The following is a 26,962-nucleotide window of genomic DNA, read 5'->3' on the forward strand; positions in this document are numbered from 1 at the left end:
CCACCGTTTTTCTGAAGCCTACTTAACACCACTACTGCGGCTCAACTGGTAAATGATATGTCAAATTTTACCACAGGTTCATGATTTGTACAGACCAGACATTCTAAGCTGAGCACTTTCCTCAATCTGCCAAATTTTTAAAAGACTCGTCTTTGAGCAATCCGTCTATAGCTTTTAGAACGCCCTCATTTGATGCAGGATACCACTGATCAGGATGATCGATGCCTGCGCGCTTAGCAGTCAATAACGAACCGATCCAAACACTTATTTTAGCGTGCAGCAATAAAGCCTGGTCATTTGAGTCGTTACCAAATGCCACATAATCACCAGGAAACAGTGATTGTGCAGTCGTATACTTATTTACGTCGCGAGTGGTTAAATCAAGGTTATGTTCACCGAGAGAAGCCACTATAGATAACGATGTCTCAGTTTGCAGACTGTCAAAAAGTTGCACCATCTGTTGGTCAGTTAGATTTAGGAGGATAATCTTGATCGGCTGTAGGATATCCTTTAAAGGGCGTCTATGCGCCAAGTGGCCTGGGTCTAACTGTTTAAAAATGGGACTAATCGAACTTAAGCGTGCCGCGTAATCCCATGACCCATCAACAATGTAATCTAGTTTTTCTTTTGCAATAAGCGTTTTTACGTACTGATAATCATCATTGTCGATTGTTCGACAAAAGGTGATTTTCCCATGTTGAGAGACAATGGAACCATTACCGCCAATTAATGAATCATTAGCGAAGGGCCCCACAATAGGAATGAGGTCCCGGATCGGTCGTGCAGATGCAAAAACGACTTCATGATGCCGTTGTTTGAGCCGTTCAAGCAACATTAGAATACGTTGATCAATTTTTTGTCCGTCAAAACTGAGCGTTCCATCAACATCAAAAATAAACTTCACGGCAAATCTCCTATAGTTACTAGTCACTCAAACGTGATTCTTTAAATTTATTTTTCAACTCGCTGATATCATTCTGATCGCCGTATTAATTCTGCGGATCTTGCGGCGCATCATTCGGCGGCAAGTCGGCCGGATACGTTTTGACATCGGCATCGAGAATATCATACTTATCCATCAGCTTCCGCTCAACCTGCTCGCCTAACTCATAAGAATCGGCAACGGTCATCTTGGGATCAACCCGAATGCCAATCGTGAGCAAAACCGCGTCGCCAGCGTACCGGGCTTCAATACTTTGAACACCGAGAACGCCGGGCACTTGGGTAATCGTTTGCCGATACGCCGCAATTTTCTTGGTGTCAAAGCCATCTGTCAGTTCAAAAATGGCATCCCGCAAGATGGTCCAAGCTGCATACAAAATCAAAATCCCGACAGCAAGCGCAGCACCGCCATCAAGCCATAACCAACCGGCTTTGGCCCCCAATATGGCCAGCAAAGTCCCCGTGCTGGTTGCAGCGTCTGAAAAGCTGTCCTTGGAGGCCGTTCGCAAAACACTACTATTCAGCTGTTTGGCGCGAATATGATTCATTAACGAGATGGCACCCATGGCTATTCCGGCCGCCAGACTCACGTAAACCGCCAGTATGCCTGGAACCTGGACTTTGCCCTGGGCCCAAGCCTGCAAGCCGTGATACCCATCCAAGACAACATCCGCGCCAACCACCAGCATAATCAAGCCAGAAAATAAGGTCGCAATCGTTTGAAACCGCCAGTGGCCAAAACGATGCTCGCTATCCGGTCGCTGTTGGGAGATTTGTAGGCCCCAAAGCAAAATAAGTGCCGAGGCCACCCCCGTCAGGTTATTCAACCCATCCGCGGCCAAGGCTCGAGAATGGGCCAACTGGGCAATCCACAGTTCAGCCACCGTCAAACCACCATAAACAAATAAATTTAACGCGGCGGCATGCTGGGCGCTTTTAAGCCGCGCAAATCGGCGCTGTTCATCTTTTAAAATATTGCGGCCAGCATCCATGCTAATCCCCCTTGTTGAACAGACTATTTAATAACTATTATAAAGCATCAATGTGGCCGTACCACCGTAAAATATTTGCTTTAAATGACGTAAGCGTTTTCTTACAAAACTTTTACATTCATCACGCCAAAACGCGGATCAGCCTCTCAGCTATCCTGTGATTCACCTGTCTCATATTCTTCCGTCTGCCGCCTTAACGCACTGGCCAGACGTTCCAACCGCGCAATGGTGTCGTCTAACGTTAAGTAGTAATAGATCATATTCCCTTCATGCCGGGATGCGACCATACCGATGTCCTTCAGCCGTTTCAAATGATGCGACGTTGCCGGTTGCGACAACCCAATCGCATCGGCCAGATCGCTGACCTTAACGCCGGAGTTATTCTTAGCGGCGCCAAGCATCATAATGAGCCTTTGACGATTCGTATTTGACAATGCGTTGAGATGACCGATGTCTTGCTTGAATTCTTTTAGCGCTTCCTGTTGTGCCGAACTGTACGCCATGATTTCCTCCTCGTGATGTCACAATGAACGTAAGCCAGCCCGGTTAGAAACCGGAGTGTAAGTGAAGTGACTTAGGCCAATTGCGTCCAAGATACTTACACGCAGGTTTCTGGGCTGGTGAACGCATTATGGAACCCCAGATGAATCCGTTACCATTCACATCGAATATTACCTGAAATCGTAACGATTGCAACAAATATGCAAACCGTTCATACTGTAACCAAGAACTATCAACGACTTTGGAGGTGCACTATGACAACGACCACAACCTTTCACGGCTTAGGGGCGGATAACACGCTGACCATTTACACAGACGGCGCCAATGAACTTCTGAATCAAAGTGTCAGCATGATTCGCGCTTATGCCCATTTACTGTCGCTTTATGACGAAGAATCCCTGCTCGTCATGATCAACAATCAGGCCGGCAAAACGCCGGTTCACATCCCTGTCCGTCCGGTCTTCAATCTTATTGCCCAAGCGATTGCCTGGAGCAAGCGCGGACTTGGTTATAATGCGTTGATCGGTCCGATTGTTAAGCTGTGGCGCATCGGTTTTGCTGATGCCCGCATTCCATCGGCCAGTGAAGTCAGCGCTGCTTTAGCCTTAACCGATCCGAATCTGGTTGAACTGGATTCGGAAAATCAAACCGTTTTTCTACCCAAAGAAGGCATGGCGCTTGATCTGGGCGGGATTGCCAAAGGGTTTATTGTGGATCAGGTTTACGATTTGTGGGACAAAACCGGTGTCGAAGGCGGTCTGATTGACTTAGGCGGCAACCAACGACTGGTCGGCAAAGCAGCCAGCGGTATTCCGCTATGGCAGTGGCCAATTGCCGATCCGCGGTATCCTGAAAAGCGCAGTATCGCGACCTTGACAACCGAACCAAAAGCGGTGGTCACGACCGGCATTTTTGAACGCCAATCCAAAATTGCCGGCAAGGAATATCACCACTTAATCGACCCTAACACCGGCTATCCGGTTGAATCCAACATGGCCAGCATCACGGTGGTTGCCGATAATGGCCTCCTGGGGGATGTGCTGTCCTCCATCGGCTTTTACGCCGGCATTCCGGCTGGGTATGACGCCGTCGAGGCAGAAGGTCAGGAAGCCATTTTCGTCACCAAAGAAACCCGCGTTTATCAGACTAGCGGCCTACGCGAAACCTTGGCCATTACGGTATAGTGCGCCGAAACAACATTAGAACACAAAAACAGCAACCAACTGCCGAAAAGCTGGGTTGCTGTTTTTTTAATGTCTGGATCGGTTATCAAAACCTAAACCGACTCTAAAGTTCCTGCCAAATCACACTGCACGGCGGCACCATGGTTCCCACCGGTAACAACGAGCGCAGGTTTGCCGGAACTAGCTTGGTATTGGCGTCCTGTAACGCTTGCGGTGAACAGGTTGGGTTGGCCAACACCACCAGCGTCTGCTCTTCATTCTGACGGACAAAGCCGAAGCTGTCCTCAAAAGTAAACGGAAAGAATGCAGCATCTGCCGCCAATGCCGGTTGATCGATGCGGGTCTGAATCGCAATCTGATATAAATCCATAATCTCCTGATCTTCATGCCCCCAAGGATAAAAGGCACGATTATCAGGATCCTTCCCACCGGTCAGCCCGGCTTCGTCGCCGTAATACAGACACGGCACCCCTGGCAACCAGTAGAAAAGCGAAACCAATAATTTCAGCTTCTGGCGATCGCCATTCAAAACCGTTAAAATCCGCGCCGTATCGTGGGTCCCGATGTTATTAAAATTAAAATCAAACGCATTCGGCGGATAATTTTCTTTTAACGTCATCAATTGCCGAACAAAACCGGCCGCGTTGAGCTTGCCACCGACAAAATCGATCAGCATCGACCGCAATGGGTAGTTCATGACGGCATTCAGTTCGCCACCTTCAAAATACTGGCGCCGCTTGCCATAAGCCTGCTTGTTAGACGCATCTTCCCACACCTCGCCAATCAAAACGCGCTCCGGGAACTGATCAAGAGTACTTCGAATCTGCCGAATAAAGCCATCGGTCAGTTCGTCAGCAACATCCAGCCGCCAGCCATCAACACCCATATCCGTCCAGTAACTGATCACGGAATCCTTTTTGGCGGCAATAAAGTTATGAAAATCCTGATTGTCTTTATTAATCGCTGGCAGATCCTTCACGCCCCACCAACTATTGTAATCGTCTGGAAAGCGTTTAAACGAAAACCACGATGCATACGGCGAGTCCAAACTGTTGGCCGCCCCGACATCATTGTATTCATTCACCGCATTGAAATATCGACTATCCGCACCGACATGGTTAAAGACGCCATCGAGAATGACATGCATCCCCTGCCGATGCGCCGCCGCCAAAAATTGTTTAAAGTCATGCAACGTACCCAAGACTTCATCAATCGCGTAATAATCACCGGTGTCATAACGATGATTGCTCCGCGCCTGAAAAATCGGACTGAGATACAACGCATTAATCCCACGCGCGGCCAACAGCGGCAACTTTTGCTGAATACCAGCTAAATTACCGCCATAAAAATCCCACCTAAGAACTTCGCCGTTATTCCCACGAATATACATCGGCCGATCCGACTGCCGCCCATAAATAAACGAGTTAGCCTTCGGAGCATTCACATGCCCATCGGCGTTGCCATTCTGAAACCGATCCACAAAGATATGGTAAAAGCGGGCATTCTTGTACCAATCCGGCACGGGATCAAACGCGTGCACCACCGTCAGCTGATAGCTAACCACATCCGCATTGTCCGAATAAGTCTGCCCCAAGCCGCCATAACCACCGTCAACCGCACCAAACCGCTGACGACCTTCATCAGTTTGCAGTTCAAAATGATAAAACCACAACCCCGAAGACGGCGGGGTAAAAGTAACCGTATAACCATTCGGACTCTGCGTCATCGGCAACGACTGCGCCTGATCCCACTGACCATCCGCAGCAATCACCAACGACGCCTGCGTCACAGCACCATCAGCCTTAGCCGAAAAATGCACCAGCGTCCCCTCCCGAACAGCCCCAAACGGCCGCCGATCGGTAAATGAATCGAATTGAAACATGTGAACCTCCTGTTAACATACTAAGGCAACGAGCGATTAAACGCAGAGTGCCAAGGCGGAGCAATCGGAGGCCATATGGGGCTCAACTGTGAAATTGTTGTTGGTGGGGCGCCCTTTGCCCCGCCTACAACAAGGCCGAGCTTTGAGACTCAGCGGGCTTTGCTGAGGCTCAAAGTCGTGCCCACAGCGTTCCAGCCCCATATGGCCGGAGATTGCGGAGTTTGGCGCGGAGTATAGGGTAGCACTGTCACACACACCAAGCTGAGTTGCCAGTGCCAAAGCGCCGGAGACTGCGGAGTTTGGCACGGAGCATCAGAGAACAAGTGAAACTAGCCTTCAGTATCCGTGCCATCATCTTCAGGCGTCTGCGGAACCACATGCCAAATCTCGCGGCCATACCGCTGAACCGTAAAGTCCGCCGAGAACCGGCCACTCTCCGCAATATTAACCAACGCCTTCTTCGCCCAAAGCTCCGGCTGCTGATAAAGCTTATCCAACCGCGCATTAGCCGCCAGATAACTCTCAAAATCCGCCAGCACGAAATACTCATCATTGTACATCAACAACGCATTGTAAATATCGCGGCCTTCCGTCTCAATCCCCGGAATCTTCCCATTCACCAGCATATCCAACACGGCATGCAACCGCGGATCCTTTTCATAAAAGTCCCGCGACCGATAATCGCCACGCTGGTAGTACCCGGCAATCTCTTTTTCGGTTAACCCGAAGATCTCGATATTATCATCGCCAACCGCATTCTTAATCTCGATATTAGCTCCATCCAACGTCGCCAAGGTCAACGCCCCGGCACTCATCAGCTTCATGTTACTCGTACCGCTGGCTTCCTTGCCGGCAGTCGAAATCTGCTCGGAAATATCCGCCGCCGGAATAATCTTTTCAGCCATCGACACGCCATAGTTCGGCAAAAAGACTACCTGCAAATAAGGACTGACATCCGGATCGCTATCGACCATATCGGCAACCGCATTCATAACCTTAATGATTTCCTTGGCATATACATAACTAGGCGCAGCTTTTGCTCCAAAAATATGCAGCCGCTTCGGTCGCTTCTCGCCACGCTTAATCGCCAAGTATGCGTCCAGAATTCCTAAAAGATGCAGTAACTGACGCTTGTAAGCATGCAGACGCTTAATCTGCACGTCAAAGATGGCATCGGGATCGACTTTGACGTGCACGGTTTGGTCAATATATTTAGCCAATTCCCGCTTATTCTCCGCCTTGGTCGCATTTAAATCAGCCAAAAAGTGCGTGTCGTCAATGTAGTCATGTAATTTACGCAGCGCCAATGGATTCTGCCGCCACGCCGTTCCGATTTTCTTATCCAACAAGTGCGCCAGCGGCCGATCGCCGATTTGAATCCAGCGCCGCGGCGTAATGCCGTTGGTTTTATTGTTAAACCGCTCTGGGAAAATCTGGAAAAGATCATGCAGCACATCTTTTTTCAGCAATTCACTGTGAAGCGGTGCGACCCCATTCACCGCATGCGAGCCGATGGTTGCCAGATACGCCATACGCACCTGCCCGTTACCGAGCGGCGCAATGCGATCGATCATGGCCTGGCCAAACTGGGGTACAAAGGCTAACCGGAAGCGGCGATCGATTTCCTGCACAATCTGGTAAATCCGTGGTAACAACCCGCTGAACATATCAATCGGCCATACTTCCAGCGCTTCGGAAAGCAACGTGTGATTCGTATAACTCATCACTTTGAGCGTAATGCGCCAGGCTTCATCCCAGCCCACATGCTCGTCGTCCATCAACACGCGCATCAACTCGGGAATCGCCATCGCCGGGTGGGTATCGTTAATATGAATCGCCACCCGATCGGCAAACCCGGCCATACTGTTGTGAGTCCGGCGATAATGGCGAACAATGCTTTGAATACCGGCACTCGTGAAGAAGTATTCCTGCCGCAGCCGCAGTTCCTTACCGGCATTATCCGAATCATCCGGATACAAAATCTGGGTGATCTGATTAATCCGTTCGCGCTGCTCCAAGGTAAAATGCGGGCCAGCATTAATCGGTGCCTCAGCCGACCACAGCCGCAGATTATTGACAACGCCATTGCGATACCCAACCATCGCCACGTCATAAGGCACGGCCAAGACATCATCGGTATTATGATAAATCACCCGCAAATGCCCGCTGCGACTCGGCCGCAATTCGACCCAACCGCCAAACTTCACGGTGACGGCGCGGTTTTCCTTCCGGGTCTCCCAAGGAAAACCATTGCGCATCCAGTCATCCGGCAACTCGACCTGATAGCCATTCACAAACGCCTGCTTAAACAAGCCATATTGATAGCGAATACCATTCCCGTTGCCGGCCATACCAACACTGGCCATGGCATCCATAAACGCCGAAGCCAGCCGGCCCAGCCCGCCGTTACCTAAGCCGGGATCCGCTTCCGCAGCAAAGATCTTTTGCGGATGCAGGTCCAACTCTTCCAAACCAGCTTCAACTTCATCCAGAATCCCGAGATTCAGCAAATTTGATTGCAGCAGACGGCCCGGTAAAAATTCAATCGAGAAATAAAAGACCTGTTTGGTTTCTTCCTCGTCATAACGCTCCTTGGTGTTAGCCCAAGGCTGGGCGATATATGACCGTGTCAGTAACGCAAGCGCCTGATAAAGTTGCTGCGAAGACAGATCTTCAATCGGCGCCGCATACAATTTCAAGGCCATATCTTTGAATTCCGTGATGAATTGTTCCTTCGTTAATGACATCAAATATACACCTCATCAAAATAAACAACCGTAATCGTTCGCCTAAACATGAATAACGAGGTCCAATCAAATCTCCGCCATCTTGGGTTAGACGTTGCCCGCCTTACCTGCTTTGCGTGCGATTCGACCCGACCTCGTTAATTGCCACCTCATGCTTTACCTAAAATTCGGTCATACCCCTTCAAATACGCAGCCGCCGAATGATGCCAGTCAAAATCCATGGCCATGGCTTGTTGCTGCAGTCGAGCATAAACCTTAGGCTGATCCGCGTAAACATTTTTGGCCATTCGTAAGATTTTCGCAAAGACACCAGCATTGTACTCCCAGAAACTAAAGCCGTTGCCGGCACCGGTTTCCGCGTTGTATGGCGTCACCGAATCCCGCAGTCCGCCGGTTTCATGCACGATTGGCAACGTTCCGTACCGCATCGCCATCATTTGCGCTAAGCCGCTGGGTTCAAACGCACTCGGCATCATGAAGAAGTCGGCCCCAGCATAAATCCGCTGCGCCATCGCTTCGTCAAAATTAATCCGCACGGCTAACTGCCCCGGGAAGCGATCCTGCATCGACAGTAAATCTTCTTCAAGATCGCGATCGCCAGTTCCCAAGATCACAACTTGGACATTATTCTGCACCAGGAAGTTTTCCAAGGCGTCAACCAGTAAGTCGGCACCTTTTTGCCGGGTTAGTCGACTGACCATCGCAAACAACGGATCGGACCGCTTCGGCAAATGCATCTCTTCTTGCAAAACGCGTTTGTCCTTGGCTTTGCCCTTTAAATTCTTGGCGTTGTAATGATACGCCAGATGCGGATCGGTTTCCGGATCATACATTTCCGCATCGATCCCATTCAGGATCCCGACTAATTTACCACTTTGTTTGCGTAACGTGCCATCCAAATGCTCGCCAAACGCCGGTGATTGAATTTCCTGTGCATAACTAGGACTCACCGTTGACACTAAATCGGCAAAATTGATGCCGCCTTTAAGCCAGTTGACCGAACCATCCTGGGCAAACCCATTGTCATTAAAACTCTGGCGGCCAATTTGAAAGACCGTGTCCAGAATTGATGGCGGGAACCATCCCTGAAACTGCAGATTATGGATGGTCAATTGGGTTTTAATATTTTGATACGGGCGAATCCAGCCATACTTCTCCTTCAACAGCACCGGAATAAACGCCGTGTGCCAGTCGTTGGCATGAATGATATCCGGAATCCACTCAATGACCTGCAGCATTTCGATCACAGCCATCTGGAAGAACCCGAACCGGCCGCCATCATCCCAGTAACCATACAGGCCATCGCGATCAAAATACTGGCGGTTATCGATTAGATAATACGTCACATCCCCCAGCTTAATCGTTTTAAGACCCACGTAAACCGGGCGACCACCCATCTCGATCGTAAAATGGGTCAGATTCTTAACCTTAGGCAGATACTTAGCTGGAAACTTTTTTTCGTAAAATGGAATGGCAACCCGAATGTCGACGCCTTGCTTTTTAATTGCTTTTGGCAAGGCATACGTGACATCACCTAAGCCCCCGGTTTTATAAAACGGAGCACTTTCTGCAGCAGTAAAAAGAACTTTAAGCACGAGCCGTCACTCCCTTACCATCTGGCTGAAAGACTTTCTGATTCTTGGCGAATACAAGCGGTTCTTCCGGGGTGCCTTCCAAAGCCAGGTTCGGCCCGATGATCACGCCTTTGTCCAGAATCGCATACTTCACGCTGGAGCCAGTGCCAACCTTGCTGCCTTGCATGACAATGCTGTGATCAACCAACGCATCCCGATGAATATGGACATTGCGGAAAAGAATCGAATGGTTGACGTCACCTTCAATGAAATCACCGGTGCCGAGCAAGCTGTTCGTCACTTTCGATTCGGTTGAGAAGTACGTTGGAATTTCGTTCTTATTCTTGGTCTCAATCGAGTTGGCACTGTACAGCAATGCCTGATAGTTCTGATCCTCCAGCATGCTCATGTTCGCGTCATAATAACGCTGAATCGTATTGAGCTTCGCCAAAAAGCCGGTGTATTCAAACGCATTGGCATTATTTTGCAACACGGCTTCGCGCATGATCTGCGGCAGGCGCTTGAAGGTCGGTGCTTCGGAAGCGTCGATCAGTAAATCAATCAGGTCAATGGTGCCGATGAGGTAAATGTCCATGAACGCCGGGATTTTACCTTCTTTAAGGTGACCGCGGTTTTCCGATGCTGGCACAACTGAGCTGGCAGTCCCCAATTCGGTCATGTCCAACGTGAGATCATCAGGCTGCATCGCCGTTTCCGGCAAATTCTTGTAAACGGCGGTGACGGGACTTTCACCGGCTTGATGGTAAGCCACAATCGCGTCCACATCGACATTGGCAACATTTTGGGTGCCCATAATGATCGTGTATTGGGCGCTGCTCTTGCGCAGAAATTGCAGATAGTCATCATAATAACGGGCCCGCAGTTGCGGATCTTCGTAATCGCGGCCGGCCATATACGGATACGTGAAAATACCGCCCGTGATCTGATCCATGTTCCAGGTGGATCCACTGCGAATATGGTCGGTTACACTGCGCCCAGATTTAGGCAGGAAAATCGCCACACTGCGAACATTCGCGTGATCCAGTGATGACAGCGGAAAATCAATGAGCCGGTAGCGTCCTGCAAATGGCAGGGTGCCGATCGGGCGGGCTGCCGTCAATGGCTGAATTTGGTCGTCTTTTTCATTCAGATCAATGATTGCTGCTAAATCGCCTTTTCTCATTCTTTTTCAGTCCTTCCTAAAACTTCCCCGTAACCGACAACACTAATTTCATTTGGTTTCCCGACAACTTTGCCATTGTCGCCGATGATCGCATTTTCACCGACAATCGCGTGATCGACGGTGACGTTCTTACCGATGACAGCGTTTGGCATGATCATACTATCTTTAATGACCGAACCTTCCCCAATCTTGACATTTTGGCTCAAGATGCTGTGCTCAATGGCACCGGCAACATAGCAGCCGTCCACAATCATCGAGCCGGAGACTTTGGCGGTTTTGGTCAGGAACATCGGTGGCAATGCTTCATTTTGGCTGAAAATGCGCCAGTTGCGATTGCCGATGTTGAGTGGGTTGTTTGGATTCAGAAACTCCATGTTAGCTTCCCATAAGCTCTGAATCGTCCCGACATCCTTCCAGTAACCCCGGAACGCGTAAGCATAACTGGCTTCGTTATGGGTTAGATACGCTGGAATGACGTCATGACCGAAGTCTTCCATTGCCCCATCTGTCGCATAACTTTCTGTCAGGTATTGCTTGAGCGTTGGCCAGTTGAAGATGTAGATCCCCATGGATGCCAAGTTGCTCTTTGGCTTGGCCGGTTTTTCTTCGAATTCGATAATCCGGTCAGTGTCGTCGGTGTTCATAATGCCAAAACGCTTTGCTTCGTCTTTGGCGACGGGCATGACGGCCACAGTCAGGGATGCTTTCTTGGCTTTATGGTAGTCCAGCATGGCTTGGTAATCCATTTTATAAATATGATCGCCGGATAGAATTAAAAGGTATTGCGGATTATAAGAATCGATATACGCAATATTTTGGTAGATCGCATGCGCCGTGCCTTCGAAGAACTTTTCGCCTTCGCTTGAGGCATATGGCTGCAGGATCGTGACGCCGGCGCCGCGTTCGTTCAAGCCCCAGCTAGCACCGTTTTGAATGTGGCGATTCAGTTCAAGCGGCTGGTACTGGGTGATGACCCCCGCGGTGTTTACCCCGGAGTTGGCTAAGTTGCTCAGGGTAAAATCGATGATGCGGTAACGGCCTCCGAACGGCACGGATGGCTTGGCAGTGGTTTTGGTTAATTTGCCTAAACGCGTGCCTTGACCTCCGGCTAGAATGATTCCCAACATTTCAGTACTCATGATTGCGGCGCATGTGGTGCGCCTTCCCCCCTTACTTCTTTATATAAAAAGATCTGAAAACTGTTACGATGTCTGTCGTGTCAAATCCTGCAATCATCAACTTAGTAGAGCCGGCAAGTTCGGCAATTAATCCGGCGTCGTGCCAAACTCCGCGATCTCCGGCCAGATCGGGGCTGGAACGCTGTGGGCACGACTTTGAGCCTCTGCAAAACCGGCAGAGTCTCAAAGCTCGGCCTTGTTGTAGGCGGGGCAAAGACCGCCCCACCAACAACAATTTCACAGCTGAGCCCCATCTGGCCTCCGATCGCTCCGCTTTGGCACTGAGTATCGGGGTGATCTGCAGCTTGATATTCCCATTAGACAAACAACTTTACGCCGGCTGAACAACCCGGCTCATAGGCTTTAACCGACAAACTCAGAAAGTTTTATCTTTCTTAACCGTCACCGACGTTGTTGGCGGCTGGGCCCGCGCTGGGGTTGTTCCCCAATCTTTGTGGTGACTGATCGCCTCGCGTTTTTGAGTGGCGATGGCTTTGGGTGATGGGCTGCCGGTGATTGCTGGCTGGTGCTTGCTTTGTTGTTTTGGTGGCTTGGGCAGTGGTGCCAGTTTTTTAGGTGCGATGAGCAAGGCGCCCATGGCTGGTAAGATGACGTCGAGCCAGGCCGGTTCGCCGTGGGTGTTGCCTTCTTTTGCCGTCAGGGTTGCTTGCCACTTGGTCCAGGTGCCGCCGAAGTCGATGTTTTCTGTGTTCAAAAGCACGGTGTACGTGCCTAGTCTTGGTACCGGAATCTTGAAGTGGTCTTTTTGGACTGGCACGAAATTCATCGCGACCACCGTGAAATCGTCTGGTTGCTTACCGTAGCGGATGTAGCTCATGACATCGGGTTCGTCGGCCATGGTGATCTTGATGCCGGCCGGTTGGTGATCTTGTTGCCACAGGCTTGGGCGGGCGGTGTATAGATGATTCAGTGTCTTCGTGAACCCTTGCATCTTCTTATTCATCGGGTCCTTCAAGTCGACCCACTCAAGCTGGCTCCAGTCACGCCATTCGAGAAACTGTCCCCATTCGCTGCCCATGAATAATAGCTTTTTCCCGGGGAATGTCGTTTGCCAGACATACATGGTGCGTAAATTAGCGAACTGATTGTATCGGTCGCCTGGCATTTTGTGCATTAGGCTCTTCTTCCCATGCACCACTTCATCATGTGAAAACGGTAAGACGAATTGTTCGTTGTACATATACATGAATGAGAACGTCAATAAATTCATATCACTGTGGCGATAAACCGGGTCTTCTTCAAAGAACTTGAGCGTGTCGTTCATCCAGCCCATATTCCACTTGTAATTGAACCCTAGGCCGCCAGTGTTGATCGGCGCCGATACCTTTGGATAAGCCGAGCTTTCTTCGGCCATCATGAGGACATCGGGATGCTTAGCGAACACTTTGGTATTCAACCGCTTCAAAAAGGCAATGCCTTCGAGGTTGTCACGGCCGCCAAATTGATTGCGATCATTTTCCTTGCCGGCGTCATAATCCATGTACAGCATGTTGGAAACGGCATCGACGCGCAGCCCATCGAGGTGGCAATGATCCAGCCAGTACATGGCGCTGGAAATTAAAAAGCTTTGAACCTGAGCCTTGCCTAAGTCAAAATTCCAGGTACCCCACCGAACATTTTCGGCACGGTGCGGGTCGGTGTATTCAAAGGTCGGCGTCCCGTCGAATTGTGCCAGCATATCGGTATTTTTAATGAAATGGCCTGGTACCCAGTCCATGATGATGCCAAGCCCGGCTTCATGCGCGGCATCGATGAATCGCAGAAAGTCTTCTGGCTCGCCGAAGCGGCTGGTCGGGGCAAAATAGCCCATCAACTGATAGCCCCATGAGGCATCGAGCGGGTGTTCCATTAATGGCAGAAACTCGATGTGGGTGTAGCCCAAATCCTTCACATACGGGATCAACTTATCAATGGCATCCTGATACGTCATATATCCGCCATCCGGGCCGGCGTTGGTGTCGCGAATGAACGAGCCTAGGTGCACTTCGTAAATCGTCAGGGGTTCGTCATACGGCCGCCACTTGCTGCGTTTGGCCAGCCAGGCATCGTCATGCCAAGTGATCCGGGGGACATCGACCAGACGCGCGGCACTGCCGGGTTTACGTTCAAAACCGAAGCCATAAGGATCAATCTTTTCGTGGGTCGCGCCGTCCGGACCAACGATCTGATACTTATATAACTGATGTTTCTGGGCAGGCAATTCACCGTACCAACAACCGGTTTGTCCTTGGAGCTTCAGCTGGCTGCCATGCCAATCGTTAAAATCGCCGACAACCTGGACCTGCTTGGCGTGCGGCGCCCAAACGAGGAATGACCATTTACCTGGTTCCACTTCATGAGCCCCAAACCGGTTGTAACTTTGAAAATCCTGTCCTGTGTTGAAAAGATATAACCAATCTTTTAATCCTTGGATCATGATCACTCCCCCAATCACGTGAGCGTGAGCCGGCGCGCTTACACGCAGGTTTCTGCGCCGGTGAACGCGTTATGCTTCGGCCTGCTCCACCTACATCACGTATCGCGAATATTCCCTATCGCCCCAAGTGTAACAGCAAGACATTCAAAAGGCTCAAGAAACGCTCACCTGAACACTTTTATAAATAAAACGATTAGCCACTGCCAAGAGGAATATAATCCCCTTACGCACCTAATTGTAACCGCTTACGGTAGATATTAACAGTAAATACAATTTTTTCGGTTGAGTTATTTGTGAGAATCGCCTAAGATGGAACCTATATTATTTAATGGAATCGCAATGTTAACCAAACTGACCAAATTTGCTGGTCTAGTTAAACACCCAACCACTGGAGGGATGACGATGAGCGTCGATATAGATTGGAACAACCTAGGATTTGATTACATGCAACTGCCGTATCGCTATGTTGCCCACTGGAAGGACGGTGCCTGGGATGAAGGCACCCTATCCACTGACCCAAATCTAAGTCTCAATGAAGGCTCCCCGATTCTGCATTATGGCCAAGGCGCCTTCGAAGGACTCAAAGCTTACCGTACCAAGTCCGGAAAAATCCAACTTTTCCGCCCTGATCAAAATGCCCACCGGCTACATAACTCTGCGGAAAAGTTATTGATGCCACCGTTCCCGGAAGACCGGTTTGTGGACGCGGTCAAACAGGTTGTAGCTGCCAACCATGACTACGTGCCGCCATATGGTACCGGCGCCACGCTCTACTTGCGGCCAATGCTCATTGGGGTTGGTCCCAATATCGGCGTTGCACCGGCAAAAGAATACATTTTTGACGTCTTTGCCATGCCAGTTGGTCCTTACTTTAAAGGCGGCATGGTGCCAACCAAGTTTATTGTGGCCGATCAACATGACCGCGCCGCCCATTATGGCACCGGTCAGGCTAAAGTCGGCGGCAACTATGCGGCTTCCTTGCAAGCCGGTAAGTTTGCGCATGAACACGGCTATGGCGATGCGATCTATCTGGATCCAATTGAGCATAAGTACATCGAAGAAGTCGGTTCGGCTAACTTTTTTGGCATTTCCAAAGACGGTAAAACTTTGAAAACGCCAAAGTCTCCTTCGATCTTGCCAAGTATCACGAAGTACTCCATTTTGACACTGGCGCATGACCGGTTCGGCATGAAGACCGAGGAAACCAAGATTGCCATTACAGACTTAGATCAATTTGGCGAAGCCGGCGCGTGTGGCACCGCCGCAGTCATTACGCCAATTGCCAGCATCACTTACAATGGCCATGAGCATGTCTTTTATTCCGAAACTGAAGTCGGTCCTTACACTAAGAAAATTTACGATGAGCTGACCGGCATCCAGTTTGGGGATGTCCCGGCTCCGGAAGGTTGGATTGTGGACGTGCCGGTTGACTAGCTGAGTTTTTGAACTTGTCATCACCGTGCCGTGCCAAACTACGCAATCTCCGGCCAAATTAAAAGCAGCCGTCAAGTTTTTAACTTAACGGCTGCTTTTTAATTCATGAGTATCGCGATCTTTCTAATGATGAAGGCTTAAAATAACTGCCTAAATTTCCTGTCATATTTTGATGCCGATGTCTGTGCAGCGCTTTTTATTAGCGTGCAAAGGCAATCAGGCGCCAGTAGTCACCGACACATGTTTGTAAGGTGATGCGTTGACCACCGCCAGTACCGGTGATGTCATCCCACAGATCCTGACCATCCGCGGTGACCGCGTTCGGGTTAACGGTTGCTAACCGATAAACGTGATACGTGCGGGCTTGGCCGGCTGCATCCGTAACGGTAATCGGCGAACCAATGCCTAATGACAACATTGCGGCAAATGCGCCAGGGTTGTGCCCGATAAAGTGCGTATTTTCGCCGCTGTTATTGCTGTAGTTAGCTTGACCGCCCCAAGTAGCAGCGCCATTAGCCGGCGCAGCATCCATGCTTTCGTTACCAATAATATACGGTACGGTCACCCCAGCAAACATCAAGACCCGACTCGCATAAGTTGGTGCGGGTTGAACTTGCGGTTTAACTGGTTGCGCTGGCGTCACAACAGGTGCTGGTTTTGCCTGTTGAACCGGTGCTGGTGTTGCTGCCGGTGCAGAGGCTTGCGTTGTCGACGGTGCGGCAGCTGGTTTAGCGGCTGGTGCTGGTGTGGAAGCAACTGATGCCTTTGAAGCTGCCGGTGCTGGTGTCGAAGCCTTGACTGCGGTTTGGGCAGCTGGCTGTTGACTAGCAACGGTACCTGAAGCAACTGACCAGCTCGGATGGGCAACCGATTGATTAGCCGGTTGTGAAGCTGCTGTGCTATTGAGCAAATCAACCTTTGTCGATGAACTCGTTGCGGCTGGTGTTGATGCTTTTGCTGCCGGCGCAGGAGCTTTCGTAGCTGGCGCTGTCGTCGTACTTGCGGCTGGTGCCGAGGTGGTTACCTTGGCTGGAGCTGCAGGTGCATTTGAAACCTGGGTCTCGGTTGCCGCCTTGGTCGTTGTCACAGCGACAGCGGAAGAAGCGGTTGCTTTGCTAGTCGAAACCTGCGTTGAAGTTGCAGCAGGCTGCTTGGTCGTTGTTTTGCTAGTAACACTGGCGACAACGGACCACTTCGGATGGGCAACTGCTTGTCCGGCTGGTTGAACAGCCGCAGTCGCGTCAAGTAAATCAACGGCAACTGTCGTCTTCTTAGCCGCTGCGGTAGCTGTTTGTTTGACATCTACAGTTTTAACGGCAGATACGGTCGATGCTGTTGTCTTGCCAGTGGCGGCTGTAGATGCGGTCGTTGCGCTTGCCTTGGTGGTGACAGCTGTTGTTTTAACTGCCGTTGTCTTTGCTTCGGTTTTACCTGCTGCTGAATTTGAAACCTGTAAACCAAAATACTTGAGTGAACTTACCGGTGCGTTTTTAACAATGGGTACATGATATTGCGGTGTCGCCTTAACTTGCGTCTGAGACGATGCTTGACTCGTTGTAACGCCCGAACCACTTGCTCCGTGCGCCAGCGCCCCTGTCTGTCCAACAGGCAGCGCCGCCAGTTTAGCATTGAGCAAATCGCTTGAAGCACTTACAGCATTAACTTTCTCCCTTGTTGTGATACGCGATCCGGCCACGTCTTGGTGCTGCATGTGAAAGCCGACAGCTGATGTTACCACCAGTCCGCTTGCCACAAGAGCGAAAGTCATCAGACTCTTGCGTAACATATAGACTCCCCCAGTCCATATTATGAAACTGACTTACCACATAAATTCTTTTTTAGAGATGGCCATCTCTTGTTTTAGATTATGCACAAATTAATATAGCGGGTAAACAAATACGCTTACCTTTTAAAAGTGCCTTTGTTATTTATAATCAAAATAATACCCAACATTTCGCTATTTTCGTTTTATTTAACCATATTATAAAAGAAATATTTTCGAAAGTTGGTTATGGGTGTTGACTAACGGCCGTTGTTTTTCGGGTACAGGTGTGTTTTTGGTGCAGACAAAGGTTGGCGTTATCTGTCCACGAAAAAACTCCCAGATGACAATCGAATTTGTCTTTGGGAGTCCCATTCTTGTTGATATCGTGCCCATAAGCTGCTTGCTCAGATACTGCCGCCGTGCACTTCAGTCGCGGCGACGGTTAAAATAAATGCATGCGGATCGACTGCATGGACCAATTCAATCAGCTGCCTAAAATCGCTCTGCTCGACCACCACCATCAGCATTTCTTTAGCTTCATCGGAAAAACCGCCAACAACTTGCTGAACGGTTAAGCCATGGGACGTTTCATCGCGAATCTGCTGTTTGATCAGTGGCAGTTGGTCGCTCATGACATAGACCGCCTTTTTTCGATCAAAACCGGTCTCGACATAATTCATAACCAGGCTGGTAATCGTCAAGGCAAACACTGCCAAGATAAACGCTTCGACGCCTGAAACCGGGATGTTAAACAATGACACAACAACATCGGTGACTAACAACATCAGCGACGGTTTCAGCCCGAAGTATTTTTTAAAAATCAGCGGCGGCACCGTGGTCCCGCCGCTTGAGGCATCCATTTGGTACAGCAACCCAACGCCGAACGCGAAAACGACACTGCCAACAATGATGGCCAGCAAGCGATCGGTCACTAGGTTGATCTCAGGCGTGAGCCACAACAACAGCGGCAACATAAAGCTGCCGAATAGAATCCGCTTAAGCGTGCTGCGATCAAGGAAAAACCATGCCAACGCCAGCATACACAAATTGACGCCCATCGTGGTGATTCCCACCTGAACACCGGCTACTTCCTGCACCAGAATGGCAATACCGGTTGCTCCACCTGCTGCCACCGCATGCGGCGCGTAAAACATATTGATGCTCACCGCAATCAACGCGAGCGCAAGCATAATCCACAACCATTTCAGCACTGGATGCCGCATCGTTTTCTGCATCAAGCCACCCTTTCCTTTTGGGTTTCATCCGTTTCTTATCATATTAATAATATACGGGAAAAGTAACTTGTTGACAAACGCAATTGTTAAGAGCGCCAGCATGTGCGTTTTCTTAGCTGATAGACGAGTTTTGTTTAATCTCCGTTACGCAGTTCCGCCAACCGCCGTTTCAAAACTTCGACTTCCGCTTGAAGGGCGGTCCCAATATCGGTTTCTGCCACAGTGCGACGGCGCGCCTCTGTTTCAACAACCCGCCGTGTGGAAATAATGTCGGTCAGATTGGCAATGGCATCCGCCTTCGTGGTAAACGGTTGGTGCGTCACCAGCTGCATCCCATAGGAATTGTCCAGCAAGGTATAGCCACCGATCCCAGTCGTCTTTTGATAAGGTTTGGAAAAGCCACCGTCAATGACAATCATTTTGTTATTCGCCATAATCGGATCGGTACCCTTTTTCACCGGCGTGTGGCCATTAATCACGTGCCCGACTTCCGGATCGAGGACGAACTCCTCCAAAATTTTCTTGATAAAATCCGGATCCTTGCGCAAATGATAATAAGGATTGCGGCCCTCCACATGGGTCGCAGGATCCTTGATAAAGTACCGTTCAAACGTCGTCATGTCATGCTTGCCAAATAACGGTGAATTCGGTCCGGTCCACAAATACCATAACAGGTCAGTCGCCAAATCGGCCTTTTCATTCGGTTGACTGTACGCTAGGCGCAAGTTGGCTTCCAGCATGTCAAATAATTGGCGGCCGGCATAAGTGGTGCCATCAATGGTCAAGCCGATAAAATTGCCATCTTCGTCCACAGGCACACACCCATGCAACAGCAGATTGCGATTGTAGCGTAAATACATACTGCCGCGATTGATCAGGAAATCCATGTGACGATGCAGCTTTTCGGAATGCGTGAACGACTCCACCAGCGAATCAATGACTTCCTTTTCCTCTGGCAATAAACGGTAAGGATCGGCGGGATCGACCGTGGTGAAGCAGCCATTTTCAATCGGATAAGTATGCCCATTCAGCTCGATCGTGGCAAAGTCTGGTGCGAGTTTGTCCAGCAGCAGGCGATGATCCATCTCGAACTCGGGTCGCCGTTTAATCGTTGGACCCTCAAGCTTAAACTGAATCATCGAGATTGCTTGATGAATTTGGGTAATCTGCAGGCGCTCCGCCTCGGTAATTGGGCGATCTGACCGCCCTAGTTTCGGCGAAAATGCCGGATTATCCTGATAATATTGCTCCGCCAACCGCGCCAGGTGCCGCAGATTAATCCCATAAACATCTTCCAGAATGCTCAGGTTGTTATACCGCGCCGAAATCCGCACAAGATTGGCAATACACAACGCCGATCCCGCTGCGCCGCCGATCCATAAAATATCATGATTGCCCCACTGAATGTCGACCGAATGCCGTTGATCGCGCCGAATCAGACTTTCAACAACCTGATCCGGGGCCGGTCCCCGATCATAGATATCGCCGACAATATGAAAATGATCGACTGTCAACCGCTGAATCGTTCGGCAAGTTGCTTCAATCCATTCATCTGCCTGCTCCAAAACAATCAGGTTATGAATAATCTGCCAATAATAGGCCAACTTGTCCTGCATCGAAGCATCGTTATACAGCAGCTCTTCGGTAATATAAACAAACTCCGGCGCCATTGCCTTACGCACCTTCGACCGCGTATACTTCGTCGCCGTAAAGGCCAACAACCGGATCAAGCGCCGAAAAGTGGTCAGATACCACTGCTGCAGATCGTCACCATCCATCTCTTGATGAATCGCAGCCAACCGTTCAGACGGGTAATACACCAAAAACGCAAAGCGCTGCAACGTCTTCTCGGTCATCTCATCCCGAAAACAGGACCGAATCTTGCTTTTGACATTGCCACTGCCATTGCGCAAAACATGCTGAAACGCATTATATTCCCCGTGGATGTCGCTCATAAACGCCTCGGTCGGCTTCGGTAGATTCAAAATTGCCTCTAGATTGATAATCTCGGTTGCAATGGCTGGAATCGTTTGATATTTTGCCGTCAGCTCACTGTACAAATCCATGAAATAGCTTCCTTTCACGTAGACCAATTTTTGGCTCATGGCAATATGATAGCATATTTCAGGATTTTGTATACGGTTTCACCACTTTTTGAAGGAAATTCATCATGTGACGGTGGTAGCGCCATTAGCAACCGGAACATAACCACTGCTTTTTAATTGGAACTTTTCGAAAGATAAGCTGATTAAGGTAACCCGAAAACTATACCAACGATTCCAAGCTCAGTCGCTAAGCTTTGTTGATCCGCTATTTTCAAAAGCGTACGCAAACAAAAAAAGTCTCATCTGCCAATGTCACAGACGGGACTCTTTAATGCATAAACCTAACTTATCAAAATTGCTCGTTGCCGAACCCTTCACACACTCGAAGTGTTCAGCAACGCTGCCCACAACTTTTGCCGGCGAACTTCGCGCGGTAAGAAGACGCGGACTGAATCTTGGTTAAACCCGAACAATAAGCGCCGATCGTCCACAATGATCGGCCGACGGAGAATGGCTGGCTGCTTAGATAACAAATCAACCGCTTCTTTAAGTGACAATGCATCAAAATCAACATCAAGGGCCTGAAACGCCTTTGAACGCCGTGAGACTAAACTATCGATGCCATCTTCCGATCGGGCCAACAGTTCCAAAATCTGCGCTTTGCTGATGCCTTGTTTCGACAACGAAATCTCCTCAAACGGCAGTCCGTTGGCTTCTAACCACGCTCTAGCTTCGCGACTCGATTTTGACGAACCTGATGTATACAACTTGATCATCCAATCACCCCTCAACAAAACGATAATATATCATTATCGTTTCTCTGCTAATACCACCCACGTGTTCAATGCTAACAACGTTCACAAGTCCTATGGTGATTTACTTACGACACCATTTTATTATCCTAATAATAATTTAACACATTCAGACACTTATGACAATAAAGACACTCTCATGCTATGTGACTGGGGTTTCAATCATTCAGACATGCTGACCAAAATGAATCAGGTCGTTAAAAAATGAACGGTTGAAGTCAAAGTCCTGACCTAAAATAATTAAATAACACTGATGGTGCCTGAACGAGGGCTTGATTCAATTGTGAATTTTTAGCATGAAATCTGATATTTCAGTTTCACATCACCGGTTGGCTTACATCAAATTTAGCACAAGCTTATATCGCTTTCAATAACAATTTTTAAAAAAAATAATTTTCGATTACTAACATTTAAATATTTTGGCCAAATATCAGTCCCTTAAAAGCCTTGTGCACAAGGCTTTTGCACTACCTCAAGCAGGCAACAGGTAAGATTCTTGCTCGAAAAAGGACGTGCACAATTTATTTTAAATTTTATTATACAACTTTTTTGAGACCAAAAAAAGCCGCCAAGCGTTTTCGCACTTGACGACTATGAAGCATACCCAATCTAACGGACGGTTTTAATTTAAATGGTTTGGCGAGATACGATTACTTTGCGCCAACGGCTTCTTTCTTAGGCTTGCCGCTGGTCGGCTGGGCTTCGCTGATGACGATGGTGTCGTCAACCAAATCCGCTTGCAACTTCTTCGCCTTGAGATGATCCAGATAGAAGTCGGTTACCTTATCACGAATATTACGTTCAATGACCCGCCGTAATGGTCGTGCACCCATCGCTTCATCGTAACCTTGGGCAATTAACCAATCCTTGGCTGCCGCAGTCACTGTTAAGGTGATGCCTTTCTTAGCTAAGGTCTTGTTGACGTCTTCAAGCATCAGGTCAACAATCTTGCCTAAGTCCTTCTTGGTTAAGTGACTGAATTCAACGATACCGTTGAACCGGTTCAGGAATTCAGGACGGAAGTAAGGCGCCAACCGTTTCATTAAGTCTTCGTCCTTTTCCTTCTTGCCCGTTAACGCTTCGTTACCGAAACCAGCATTGGAAGTGGCAATGATGACAGTGTTCTTGAAGTCCACGACATTGCCTTGGCCATCGGTTAACCGACCATCGTCTAAAACTTGTAACAACAACGTCAAGACTTGTGGATCAGCCTTTTCGATTTCATCGAGCAGAACGATCGAATATGGATTCCGGCGTACTTGCTCAATCAGCGTGTTCTTGTTGTCGTTGTAGCCAACGTACCCGGCACTAGTACCAATCAACTTGGATACCGCGGTACGATCGCTGTACTCAGACATATCTAAGCGGATAATCGCATCTTTGCTGCCGAAAAGATCCAACGCCAACTGCTTGGCTAATTCAGTCTTCCCGACACCGGTTGGTCCAACGAACAGGAAACTGCCAATTGGCCGGTTGCCTTCATCGAAACCAGCCCGATTCCGGCGAATGGCCCGAGCCACCATATCAACGGCTTCATCTTGGCCAATGACCTTGCCCTTCAGGCGCTTGCCAATGTCTTTCAGACGTTCAATGTCAGACGCACCAAGCTTCGATACCGGAATGCCGGTCAACCGCTCAACCGCCGCAGCGACATCATTCGGGGTTGCCACAACAGGCTTCTCGTCGTTCGTTCCTTCAAGCTGATGTTGCTTGTCGGCAATCTCCTTCTTGAGGTTGGCGGCTTTTTCAAAGTCTTCAGCCTTCGCCGCTGCATCCTTTTGGGCGTTCAGATCCTTGATTTGCTTTTCCAGTTCAACCTTGTCAACAATCGGATGTTTGCTTGCCAAGTGTGCCGCGGTCATATCGATCAGGTCAATCGCTTTGTCAGGCAAAGAACGCTGTGGAATATACTGAATGCTGTAATCCACCGCTGCCTTCAAAACATTTTCCGGCAACTGAACGTGATGGTGTTGTTCGTAAAGCTTCTTGACGCCTTCCAAAATCTTGACCGTGTCCGCAGCGCTTGGCTCGTTGATGGTAACATCATTGAACCGGCGTGCCAAGGCACTATCCTTCATAATGGTATTGCGATATTCGTCTTGGGTCGTGGCGCCAATCACGGTAATCTCACCACGAGACAATGCTGGCTTGATAATGTCAGCCAGGCCTTTGCCGCCGGATTCTTCGCCGCCAGTTGCACCGGCACCGAGAATTTGATGGATTTCATCAAAGAACAGAATGACATTGCCAGCAGCTTTCACTTCTTTGATCAGATTCTGAATCTTCTCTTCAAAGCTGCCGCGATATTGCGTGCCGGCTTCAAGATTCGACAGATCAATCGACCAAATCTGCTTATCCTTAATCGCTTCAGGCACGTTACCCTTCACAATTGCCTGCGCTAAGCCTTCAACAACCGCCGTCTTGCCGACACCGGCATCTCCGACCAAAATTGGATTATTCTTCGTGCGCCGGCTCAGAATCTCGGCAGTCTCTTGAATTTCGTGCTCCCGGCCAATAACCGGATCAAGCAAACCATCCTTGGCTTCCTGCGTCAGATTGCGACCAAGCTTTTCCAGAATGCCGCCTTTTTTGACGGCCTGTTCACCAGTGGTCGCAACCGGAATTTCATCGCCCTGCTTCGGCAACTGGCCAGTCGCACGATACTGGGCAAATTCATCAGGCGTCATTTCGTGGCCGTTAACCACATACCGGGCTGATTCACCTTTACCCATTCCTTGAAGCATCTGATTAAAAATATCGTCCATGTCATGATTGTTGAAAAACGGATCGTTAAAGTTTGCCATAGCTGAATTCCTCCTTGTTGGGAATGTGCGGGGAAAAGGCGATGTGTTTGGCGTGGTTCTGTGCGGAGAAGTTTGATACTTCTCTGAAACGCGTTCACTGGCGCAGAAGTCTGCGTGTAAGGACCTCAGGCGCAATGGCCTAAGCCCAGGCCATCACGCCTGAGGCCACTTACACTCCGACTTCTAACCGCGCCAGTTCACGCTCTACAAAAAAGTACTCCCAGACGCACTGGCAGTACTTTCGTGTCGAGCTTATTCACTTAATGGCACTGATGCCGTTGCGCCTTTTCCTTGTTTACATAATGTATTATAGCACGAAATTAGCACTCGAACAAGGTGAGTGCTAATTATTCAGAAATATTTTTATGGGAACAACTTAAAGTATCAATACCGCGACAGCAACCGTTTTTCGACTTTCCGCTCATTAAATCGTACCAACGGATCGCCATTGACCAGCGCCCGTGCGTTGTCTTCGAAAATCTTAGCCTTCTTTTCGCCACGTTTACGAGCCAGACGCTTGAAGGCTGCGGACATCTCATAACTACGACCAGGCAAGTGATGCGCGTCAGATGCAAAGACATGCGCCAGGCCTGCGTCAATAATGTCCTCTGAAAATTGCTGAACCTTTTTGCCGAACGTTCCGACATAGCTGCTAGCAGTCACCTGCGCAAACGCACCACGTTCAATCATTTGATATAGCAAACCCGGATGCTTCATCAGCCGAGTGTTCCGTTCCGGATGCACAATCACAGGCACCATCCCGCGTTGCATCACTTCGAACAACATATTCTGCGTATAAAGCGGCACATCATCAGACGGAAATTCGATCAAGACATAGTGGCCGGTTACGTCACAAGTCAAAATGTCGTGGTGGTCAATCGCTTCTAACAGGTCGCCATTAATGCGGACCTCTTGGCATGGAAAAACCGTTAGCGGAATATCGCGTTTTTCCAGCTCATTTTGAAACTCGTCCGTTAACCGAATCACATCCGCTGCATGATTCGTATAATGTCCATTCATATGATGCGGCGTCATCAAAGCATGCGTAATCCCGTCGGCAACCGCCGCTTTCGCTAATTCCAGTGAAGTCGTCAAATCTTTTGAGCCATCATCAATGCCTGGTAACATATGGCAATGCACGTCAATCATCATTCAGTTCCCCTTCCAATACTACCTAGTATCTAATGAAGCGCTGCCAACGTCAAATTGTTTTTTATAACAGTTTGTTAACGATTCGCAATAGATCAGCGAGATAGCACACTTTGCGGTATAATATCAAAAGATTACGGAGGAAATGAGGTTTAGAAATGAAAAAGATCCTAGTACGCGTTCTGCTCGTCGTACTCGTTGCCGCTCTGGGGTTTGGCGGTTTCGTGTACTATATGGTTCATAATTCAACATCACAAATATATTCATACAATAAGAAGACCAACAAATCTTCTGATGACAAAACCACCAGCAAAAAACCCGTTGCATACTTATTACTCGGTACCGACACCGGTGAGCTCGGCCGCTCCTACAAAGGCCGCACCGATACCATGATTGTGATGGTTCTAAACCCGAAATCCAAGACAACCACCATGCTCTCAGTACCGCGCGACACCAAAGTCAATTTCGATGATGTCACCATCAAAATCAACGCTGCCTATTCATACGGCTCCTCTGACACCGCCATGGAAGCTGTTGAGAAGCTCCTAAACATCAAATTAGATGGCTATCTACTCGTCAACATGAAGGGCCTAGAACAGATGGTAGATGCCGTTGGCGGCGTCACCGTCACCTCACCGCTGAGTTTCGACTATGAAGGCAAGTCCTTCGTTAAGGGACAATCCTATGACCTCTCTGGTAGCGATGCGCTGAAGTTCTCGCGGATGCGTTATGACGATCCGCAAGGCGACTATGGCCGGCAGATGCGGCAACAGTTGATCCTCACTTCAATTATCGGTAAGTTGAAGAAGAATCCAACTACGGTGCTTAGTCAGAAATTCTTAAATGCTGTTGGTAAGAACGTCCGCACTGATGTTTCTCTTGGATCAGTTAAAAACCTGGCAACTGCCTATCGGGACGCCGGTAATACGATCAAGAGTGACCAACTGCATGGTACCGGAAAGAATATCGATGGTCAGGATTATGAAGTAATGTCAGACACTGAACTAACACGCGGACACAACGTGATTCAGGATGCGTTGGACGCAAAGTAAACAAAAAGCAGTGATGCCTTGCATCACTGCTTTTTGTTTACCCTTC

17 protein-coding genes and 1 pseudogene are annotated in these 26,962 nt (G+C 49.1%); 3 read left to right on the forward strand and 15 right to left on the reverse strand.

The features are described 5' to 3' along the window. Positions 1-121 precede the first annotated feature (121 nt). The 3 genes from LACPH_RS09230 to LACPH_RS09240 form a co-directional block, all read right to left on the reverse strand. Positions 122-904, reverse strand: a complete 783-nt coding sequence (locus LACPH_RS09230; protein ID WP_306386744.1) for an HAD-IIB family hydrolase — start codon at positions 902-904, stop codon at positions 122-124. 85 nt (positions 905-989) lie between these two features. Continuing rightward, on the reverse strand, positions 990-1,934 hold the full coding sequence (locus tag LACPH_RS09235; RefSeq protein WP_138130361.1) for a cation diffusion facilitator family transporter: 945 nt from the start codon (positions 1,932-1,934) through the stop codon (positions 990-992). 146 nt (positions 1,935-2,080) lie between these two features. Beyond that, positions 2,081-2,440, reverse strand: coding sequence for an ArsR/SmtB family transcription factor (locus LACPH_RS09240; RefSeq protein ID WP_049170163.1), 360 nt, complete (start codon positions 2,438-2,440; stop codon positions 2,081-2,083). Positions 2,441-2,689: 249 nt separating this feature from the next. Between LACPH_RS09240 and LACPH_RS09245 the strand changes: the two genes are divergently transcribed. After that, positions 2,690-3,619, forward strand: a complete 930-nt coding sequence (locus tag LACPH_RS09245; RefSeq protein WP_049170161.1) for an FAD:protein FMN transferase — start codon at positions 2,690-2,692, stop codon at positions 3,617-3,619. Positions 3,620-3,722: 103 nt separating this feature from the next. Here the strand turns inward: LACPH_RS09245 and LACPH_RS09250 are convergent, their stop codons facing one another. The 6 genes from LACPH_RS09250 to glgB all read right to left on the reverse strand — a co-directional run bounded on the left by LACPH_RS09250 (position 3,723) and on the right by glgB (position 14,620). Next, the gene (locus LACPH_RS09250) at positions 3,723-5,501 is read right to left on the reverse strand and encodes a glycoside hydrolase family 13 protein (RefSeq protein WP_306386745.1); all 1,779 of its coding nucleotides are present in this window, start codon (positions 5,499-5,501) and stop codon (positions 3,723-3,725) included. A gap of 329 nt (positions 5,502-5,830) precedes the next feature. Beyond that, a complete protein-coding gene (locus LACPH_RS09255; RefSeq protein WP_306386746.1) occupies positions 5,831-8,248 on the reverse strand; it encodes a glycogen/starch/alpha-glucan phosphorylase in 2,418 nt (805 codons plus the stop codon). A gap of 149 nt (positions 8,249-8,397) precedes the next feature. After that, complete coding sequence (gene glgA, locus LACPH_RS09260) at positions 8,398-9,843, reverse strand: glycogen synthase GlgA (protein ID WP_306386747.1); 1,446 nt, start codon at positions 9,841-9,843, stop codon at positions 8,398-8,400. Continuing rightward, positions 9,836-11,005 (reverse strand): glucose-1-phosphate adenylyltransferase subunit GlgD, encoded by a 1,170-nt coding sequence (gene glgD, locus LACPH_RS09265; protein ID WP_306386748.1) that lies wholly within the window; start codon positions 11,003-11,005, stop codon positions 9,836-9,838. Before glgD ends, glgA begins: the two co-directional genes overlap by 8 nt. Beyond that, entirely contained in the window at positions 11,002-12,144 is a 1,143-nt protein-coding gene (locus tag LACPH_RS09270) for a glucose-1-phosphate adenylyltransferase (RefSeq protein ID WP_010491565.1), read from the reverse strand. The genes glgD and LACPH_RS09270 overlap by 4 nt, the downstream gene beginning before the upstream one ends. 415 nt (positions 12,145-12,559) lie before the next feature. After that, positions 12,560-14,620, reverse strand: a complete 2,061-nt coding sequence (glgB, locus tag LACPH_RS09275; protein ID WP_306386749.1) for a 1,4-alpha-glucan branching protein GlgB — start codon at positions 14,618-14,620, stop codon at positions 12,560-12,562. Positions 14,621-15,022: 402 nt separating this feature from the next. Between glgB and LACPH_RS09280 the strand changes: the two genes are divergently transcribed. Continuing rightward, on the forward strand, positions 15,023-16,054 hold the full coding sequence (locus tag LACPH_RS09280; RefSeq protein WP_049169294.1) for a branched-chain amino acid aminotransferase: 1,032 nt from the start codon (positions 15,023-15,025) through the stop codon (positions 16,052-16,054). Between the two features lie 199 nt (positions 16,055-16,253). Here the strand turns inward: LACPH_RS09280 and LACPH_RS09285 are convergent. The 6 genes and pseudogenes from LACPH_RS09285 to LACPH_RS09315 all read right to left on the reverse strand — a co-directional run. After that, a pseudogene (locus LACPH_RS09285) lies at positions 16,254-17,060 on the reverse strand (sortase domain-containing protein); the annotation flags it as partial. Positions 17,061-18,223: 1,163 nt separating this feature from the next. Then, a complete protein-coding gene (locus LACPH_RS09295) occupies positions 18,224-19,054 on the reverse strand; it encodes a YitT family protein (RefSeq protein ID WP_306386750.1) in 831 nt (276 codons plus the stop codon). Positions 19,055-19,188: 134 nt separating this feature from the next. Continuing rightward, positions 19,189-21,120, reverse strand: a complete 1,932-nt coding sequence (locus LACPH_RS09300) for a fructose-1,6-bisphosphatase (protein WP_306387700.1) — start codon at positions 21,118-21,120, stop codon at positions 19,189-19,191. 353 nt (positions 21,121-21,473) lie between these two features. Then, on the reverse strand, positions 21,474-21,875 hold the full coding sequence (locus LACPH_RS09305; RefSeq protein WP_010491576.1) for a Spx/MgsR family RNA polymerase-binding regulatory protein: 402 nt from the start codon (positions 21,873-21,875) through the stop codon (positions 21,474-21,476). Positions 21,876-22,561: 686 nt separating this feature from the next. Further along, entirely contained in the window at positions 22,562-24,715 is a 2,154-nt protein-coding gene (locus LACPH_RS09310; protein ID WP_306386751.1) for an AAA family ATPase, read from the reverse strand. A gap of 384 nt (positions 24,716-25,099) precedes the next feature. After that, positions 25,100-25,864: a tyrosine-protein phosphatase gene (locus LACPH_RS09315; RefSeq protein ID WP_306387701.1), complete on the reverse strand. Its 765-nt coding sequence runs from the start codon at positions 25,862-25,864 to the stop codon at positions 25,100-25,102. A 158-nt stretch (positions 25,865-26,022) separates the two neighbouring features. On the opposite strand from LACPH_RS09315, the gene LACPH_RS09320 reads away from it, so the two are divergent. Beyond that, a complete protein-coding gene (locus LACPH_RS09320) occupies positions 26,023-26,916 on the forward strand; it encodes an LCP family protein (RefSeq protein WP_306386752.1) in 894 nt (297 codons plus the stop codon). Positions 26,917-26,962: the final 46 nt, after the last annotated feature.

It is taken from the genome of Lacticaseibacillus parahuelsenbergensis, from assembly GCF_030770265.1.
Taxonomy (GTDB): domain Bacteria; phylum Bacillota; class Bacilli; order Lactobacillales; family Lactobacillaceae; genus Lacticaseibacillus; species Lacticaseibacillus casei.